At 75.6% G+C, this 6,000-nt stretch carries 4 protein-coding genes; 3 read left to right on the top strand and 1 reads right to left on the bottom strand.

Annotated features, from left to right (window positions below):
- Positions 1–286 precede the first annotated feature (286 nt).
- On the top strand, positions 287–919 hold the full coding sequence (locus tag ACO03V_RS13740; protein WP_423137960.1) for a LysE family translocator: 633 nt from the start codon (positions 287–289) through the stop codon (positions 917–919).
- A 550-nt stretch (positions 920–1,469) separates the two neighbouring features.
- Here the strand turns inward: ACO03V_RS13740 and ACO03V_RS13735 are convergent.
- Positions 1,470–2,954 carry an FAD-dependent oxidoreductase gene (locus tag ACO03V_RS13735; RefSeq protein ID WP_423137959.1) on the bottom strand — a complete coding sequence of 495 codons (1,485 nt, stop codon included), beginning with the start codon at positions 2,952–2,954 and terminating at the stop codon, positions 1,470–1,472.
- 632 nt (positions 2,955–3,586) lie between these two features.
- Between ACO03V_RS13735 and ACO03V_RS13730 the strand changes: the two genes are divergently transcribed.
- Together ACO03V_RS13730 and ACO03V_RS13725 are read left to right on the top strand one after the other, a co-directional pair.
- Positions 3,587–4,255, top strand: a complete 669-nt coding sequence (locus tag ACO03V_RS13730; RefSeq protein WP_387055368.1) for a TetR/AcrR family transcriptional regulator — start codon at positions 3,587–3,589, stop codon at positions 4,253–4,255.
- A 361-nt stretch (positions 4,256–4,616) separates the two neighbouring features.
- Positions 4,617–5,858: an acyl-CoA dehydrogenase family protein gene (locus ACO03V_RS13725; protein ID WP_423137958.1), complete on the top strand. Its 1,242-nt coding sequence runs from the start codon at positions 4,617–4,619 to the stop codon at positions 5,856–5,858.
- Positions 5,859–6,000: the final 142 nt, after the last annotated feature.

Genomic DNA, 6,000 nt, shown 5'->3' with positions numbered 1-6,000 from the left:
AACTCCGGAGAACCGCGGCAGGACGCCGTCGAGAACGGCCGCGTGAGCCGGTGGCATCCACTTTCTCCGGAGTTCGGAGGGCCGACGGCGGACGGGGCTTCCTGCCGCACTCCGGGGAGTCGCGTGCGACGGGCGGCGGGCGGGGGTTCCCGCCGAACTCCGGAGAACCGCGGCAGGACGCCGTCGAGAACGGCCGCGTGAGCCGGTGGCATCCACTTTCTCCGGAGTTCGGCGGGCCGACGGCTGGCGACACCCGCACGAAACGCAGCGGCAGTACGCTGCGCGAGTGCTCCCCCTCGAGAACGTCGTGGCCTTCATCGCCGCCTCGGTCGTCATCATCGTGATCCCCGGTCCGAGCGTGCTGTTCGTCATCGGGCGGTCGATCGCGCTCGGCCGCCGCGCGGGCGTGCTGAGCGTCGTCGGGAACGCACTGGGAACCGTCCCGGCGGTGCTGGCCGTGGCCTTCGGGGTGGGGGCCATCGTCGCCTCGTCGGTCGTCGCATTCACCGTGCTGAAGATCGCGGGGGCCGTGTACCTGGTGTGGCTCGGCATCCAGGCGATCCGCCACCGCCACGCGAACGTCGTCGGTCCGTCGCGGGTTGCCGCGTCCTCCTGGACGCTGCTGCGGCAGGGCTTCGTCGTCGGCCTCACCAACCCCAAGACGATCGCCTTCTTCGTCGCCGTGCTGCCGCAGTTCGTCGCCCCGCACGCGGGCGCGGTGTGGCTGCAGCTGCTCCTGCTCGGGCTCACCTTCCAGGTGCTCGCGCTCGCCTGCGACAGCGTGTGGGCCCTCGCGGCCGGGACCGCGCGGAACTGGTTCGCCCGCTCCCCCCGCCGCATCTCCACCCTGTCCGGCACGGGCGGCGTCATGATGATCGGCCTGGGCGGCGCCCTCGCCGTCACCGGCGCCAAGAGCTGACGCGCCGGCCGGGCACGCGCGCGTCCGGAGAGCCGGCGGCCCACCCGCCCCGCTCACCCCGCTCACGGCCCGCGCCACCCGCCAGACACTCGCGCAACTCCTGAGAACCGGCGCGCCCACCCGCCCCGCTCACGCCGCTCACGGCCCGCGCCGCCCGCCGGACACTCGCGCAACTCCTGAGAACCGGCGCGCCCACCGGCCCATCGCGTGCACCGACCCACGCCGGCGGCAGCCGCGCAGATCCGGTGCCGCGCGCTGGAGAACGACGCGGTGGAGCCGTCCAGAATGGATGCCGCTGGCCCGCGGCATCCATTCCTCCGGAGCCCGGCACGCCGACACCGGCGCCCACCCGCCCGCCGAAACTCAGGAGTTACACGAGCCGCACCGCCCCCACACCGCGCCCCGCACCCACCGCAAGAACTCAGGAGTTACACGAGCCGCACCGCCCCACACCGCGCCCCGCACCCACCGCCAGGACTCAGGAGTTACGCGAGCCGCACCGGCCACCCCGCACCACCGCCGCGCCGCGAGCCGGCCCACCCGCCGGAGCTCAGGAGGCGCGCCCCACCTCCGGCAGGTCGTGCGACGCGGCGCCCTCGAGCCGGCGACCGTCGGGCGCGAAGCGCGAGCCGTCGACGGGGCTGTCCCAGGACCGCTCCGCGTCGTTCCAGGTGAGCGGAACCGGAGCGACCACCGTGCGAGTCGTCCCCGCGGTCGTCGACACCGCCGCCGTCCGCAGGCCGCGACGCACGACGACTCCGGCGCCCTCGGCCGGCCGCGGGGCCGGGGCCGGAACCGCACCCGACAGAGCCGCGCCCACGGTTCGGGCGCGGCGGGCGGCCTCGGCCAGCCCCCTCCCGAGGTCGGCCGGGACGGTCATGCGCGTCCCGATGGTCCGCAGCCACTGCGGACGGTTCCGGCGCGACACCCCGCGGATCTCGTCGGCCAGCCGCATCGCAGCCGCGGGTCCGTTGGTGAGCCCCCACCCCGCATACCCCGTCGCGAAGCGGATGCGGCCGAGACCGCGCGGCATCCCTCCGACGAAGGGCACGAGGTTGTGCGACTGGTAGTCCTGCCCGGACCAGCGCGCGAGCTCGTCCCCCACGGGCAGCGTGCGCCGCGCCCAGGCCGCGAGCTCCTCGGCCAGAGCGACCTCGGACCGCCCCGACCCGACCGGATGCCGCGCGCCCGTCACCAGCAGGGCGGGACGCCCGAACGAGGTGGGCACCGCCATCACCCCACGTCCATCGGCGCCCACCTCGGACCACATGCCGCCCGGGGCATGCGTCGCGTCCGCGAGCTCGTAGGCGATCGCCCAGGACCGGAGCGCCCGGGTCTTGAGGTCGTAGAGTCCGCGCCGCGTGAGCGGCGTCCCGGTCGCGAGGACGACGGTGTCGCCGAACAGCGCGCCCTGATCCGTGTCGATCCGGCCCTGCGGCAGCGCGTGCACGTCGCGCACGGTCACGCCCGTATGCAGCGCCGCCCCCGCGGCGACCGCCTGCTGCGCCAGGGTGGTCGCGAGACGCACCGGGTCGAGGGCGAGCTGGTCGTCGAGGGCCACGGCGCGCGCCCGCGACCGTCCGCCGAAGTCGTCGGGGGTGTCTTCGCGGACGGGCAGCCCCGCTTCCTTCGCGGCGGCGAGCACGGCGTCCAGCGCGGGGTCGGTGTCCGGGCCGCGACCGAAGGTGAACGACGTCCGGCGGTCGGCGTCGGCCCCCGCGCGCTCGACGAGCCAGTCGAACCCGGCCCGGTTGGCGTCGACGTAGGCGCGCACGAGACCGGCGGGATGGTGCGACCGCAGGGTGGCCAGCGTCGTCCCCTGGAGGAGGGATGCCTCCGCCGCCGAGGCCCCGGTCGCTCCCTGCCCCACGGGTCCGGCGTCGACCACGGCCACGTCGACGCCCGCCTCGGCCAGCAGCACGGCGGTCGAGAGTCCCGTGATGCCGGCCCCGACGATGACGACGTCGTGCCGACGGTCGGGTACGAGGGGGGTGCCCTCGACGGGGGCGGACGCGGACTGCCAGAGCGAAGTCATGGTCCTATCCCACTGCGGGACCCTGGCCGCCGGCATCCACTTGCCCCGGCCCGCCGAGTCGGTTACGGGCCGCCGCGCCTCCCTGCCGGGTCCGGCCCGCGTCGTCTTCCCGGGTCCGGCCCGCGCCGCATTTTCGGGTCCGGCACTCGTCGCCGCCGGGTCCGGCCCACGTCGCCTTCCCGGGTCCGGCCCGCGTCGCCTTCCCGGGGTCCGGCCCACGTCGCCTTCCCGGGTCCGGCCCGCGTCTGCAGGACGGGTGGGACGGATGCCACCCCCTGCGGCTCCCACGCCTCCCCCAGCCCCACCGCCCCTGCATCCTCGCCGCGCCCCACCAGCCCCACCGCTCCTACATCCTCGCCGCCGCGTCGCCCACGCCCGACCCGCGCCGCGCCGCGCCCGCCTCCCTCGCCCGCGCCCTCCCTTCTGCAGGACCGGTGGGACGGATGCCACCCCCTGCGACTCCCACGCCTCCACCAGCCCCACCGCCCCTGCATCCTCGCCGCCGCGCCCCACCAGCCCCACCGCTCCTGCATCCTCGCCGCACCGCCCCACCCCGCGCCCCGCGCCCCGCGCCCCACGCCCCACCCGCGCCGCGCCCGCCCTCCCCGCGCCGGGCCAATAGGCTTCGCGGTGTGAGCGACACGTCCCCCGCCCCCAGCCGCACGGCCGTCGTCGCCGCGGCCATCGACCTCTTCGCCTCGCAGGGGTACGACCACACGTCGGTCGAACAGATCGCCCAGGCCGCCGGAGTGTCGCGCTCGACGTTCTTCCGGCAGTTCGGCGGCAAGGAGGACGTCGTCTTCGCTGACCACGAGGTGCTGCTCGACGAGTCCCGCGCCTACCTCGCGCAGCCCCACGACGACCCGTGGGCCGCGGTCTGCGACGCCTCGATGCGCGTGTTCCGTCACTTCGCCGCCGACCCCGAGCTCGCCCGCCGCCGCTACGCCATCGTGCGCCAGGTCCCCGGGCTGCGCGATCGCGAGATCGTCACGGTCTTCCGCTACGAGCGCCTGTTCGACGAGTATCTGCGCGAGTCCCTGCCCGGACTGGACCCCCTGGATGCCGTCGGCTTCGCAGCCCTCGTCACCTCGGTGCACAACCACGTGCTGCGCCGCCTGCTGCGGGGCGGCCGCGTGCCGGCGGCAGTGCTGCGCCGGGCCCTCGACGACGCCATGCGACGGTACGGCGTGCACCCGGACGGGGACGCCTCCGCGGACGACGACCTCGTCGTGGCGACGTTCCCGCGGCGGATGCCGGCCGCCGAGGTGACCCGCCGCCTGCGCGCCGCCCTGCCCCGCTGACCCGCGCGCTCCCGCGGACCCCGCGTGTGAGCGTCGCACGCAGGGCGGGCGCTCCTGCCCGGACCCGGCACCGGGGCGTCGTACGCACGCCTCGCGCTCCGCCCCCGCCGCCCTGCCCCGCTGACCCGCGCGCTCCCGCCCGAACCCGCCGCGCGTGCGTCGCACGCAGGGCGGGCGCTCCCGCCCGAACCCGGCGCCGGGGCGTCGCACGCAGGCCTCGCGCTCCGCCCCGCCGCCCTGCCCCGCTGACCCGCGCGCTCCCGCCCGGGGCCCGGCGCGTTCCCCGGCTCCACCACGGGTCCCAGCCGACTCACGGCGACGAGGGTGACACTGAGTACCGCCATGCGCGATACTGGGAACCATGAGCATCGACGCTGACGCCCGCACCCTCCCCGGTGAGCGCACCGCCCGCTACGACGTGCTGGGCCGCCGCGACACCGACTACTACGCGCTGTTCGCCGACATCCCACAGGACGACCGCGCGGCGTGGGACCGGGCCAAGGCCTTCGTCGACGAGGTCGGCACGACCATGCACGGGCACTGGGACGCCGCGACCTACCCCGTCGAGATGCTCCGCCGCATGGGCGAGCTCGAGCTGTTCACCGACGGCATCGAGCACCCCGCGCTGCCGGCCTCGTCGCCGCTGGCCGCCGGCCTGGTGAACATGGAGATCTCGCGCGGCGACGGCTCGCTCGCCACCGCTCTCGCCGTGCAGGGCGGCCTCGCGCTGCGCACCCTCGCGCTCTTCGGCTCGCCGGAGCAGCAGGACCGGTGGCTGCAGCCGCTCGCCGCGGGCACGGTGCTCGGCGCGTTCGCCCTGACCGAGCCCGACCACGGCTCCGACTCCGTCTCTCTCGAGACGACGGCGACGCGCACCGCGGACGGCTGGTCCCTCAGCGGGACGAAGAAGTGGATCGGCAACGGCGCCTCCGGCGGGATCACGTTCGTCTGGGCGCGCGTCGCGGACGAGGGCGGCGAGGGCCACGGCGCCGTCCGCTGCTTCCTCGTCGAGCAGGACACCCCGGGCTACACGGGCACCGTCATCACCGGCAAGGTGTCGCTCCGCGGCATCCATCAGGCCCACATCGCCCTCGACGACGTGCGCCTTCCCGCCGACGCCGTGCTGCCGGGGTCGCACACCTTCAAGGACGCGTCGCGGGTGCTGTACGCGACGCGCTCCGGCGTGGCGTGGTCGGCGCTCGGACACGCGACCGCCTGCTACGAGGCCGCGCGGACGTACGCGACGGAGCGGACGCAGTTCGGCAAGCCCCTCGCGTCGTTCCAGATGGTGCAGGAACGCCTGGCGCAGATGCTCGACGAGCTCACCGCGATGCAGCTCTACTGCCGTCGGCTGGCCGACCTCGAGGCATCCGGTGGTCTCCGTCCCACACAGGCGTCCCTGGCGAAGTACCACAACACCCGCGCCGCCCGACGGATCGCGGCGACCGCGCGCGACCTCCTCGGCGGCAACGGCATCCTCCTCGAGAACGGCGTGATGCAGCACATGGCCGACATCGAGGCGATCCACACCTACGAGGGCACCGAGAGCGTCCAGGCCCTGCTGCTGGGCCGCGACATCACCGGGGTCGGCGCCTTCGTCTGACACGGGAGGGATGCCACCACCCCCACGACCGCCCGGTCCGGAGCCGGGCGGGACGGGCGGAGGGATGCCACCACCCCCACCACCGCCCGGTGTATGCCGCCGCGGGGTCGCAGCGCAACCGCCCGCGGGATGTCGGCCCTCC

Origin of the sequence: Microbacterium sp. HMH0099 (assembly GCF_049384025.1) — a bacterium.
In the GTDB taxonomy this organism is placed as follows: Bacteria; Actinomycetota; Actinomycetes; order Actinomycetales; family Microbacteriaceae; genus Microbacterium.
The sequence above is the reverse complement of the archived record's forward strand: the minus strand, read 5'-3'. Positions and strand labels throughout refer to the sequence as shown.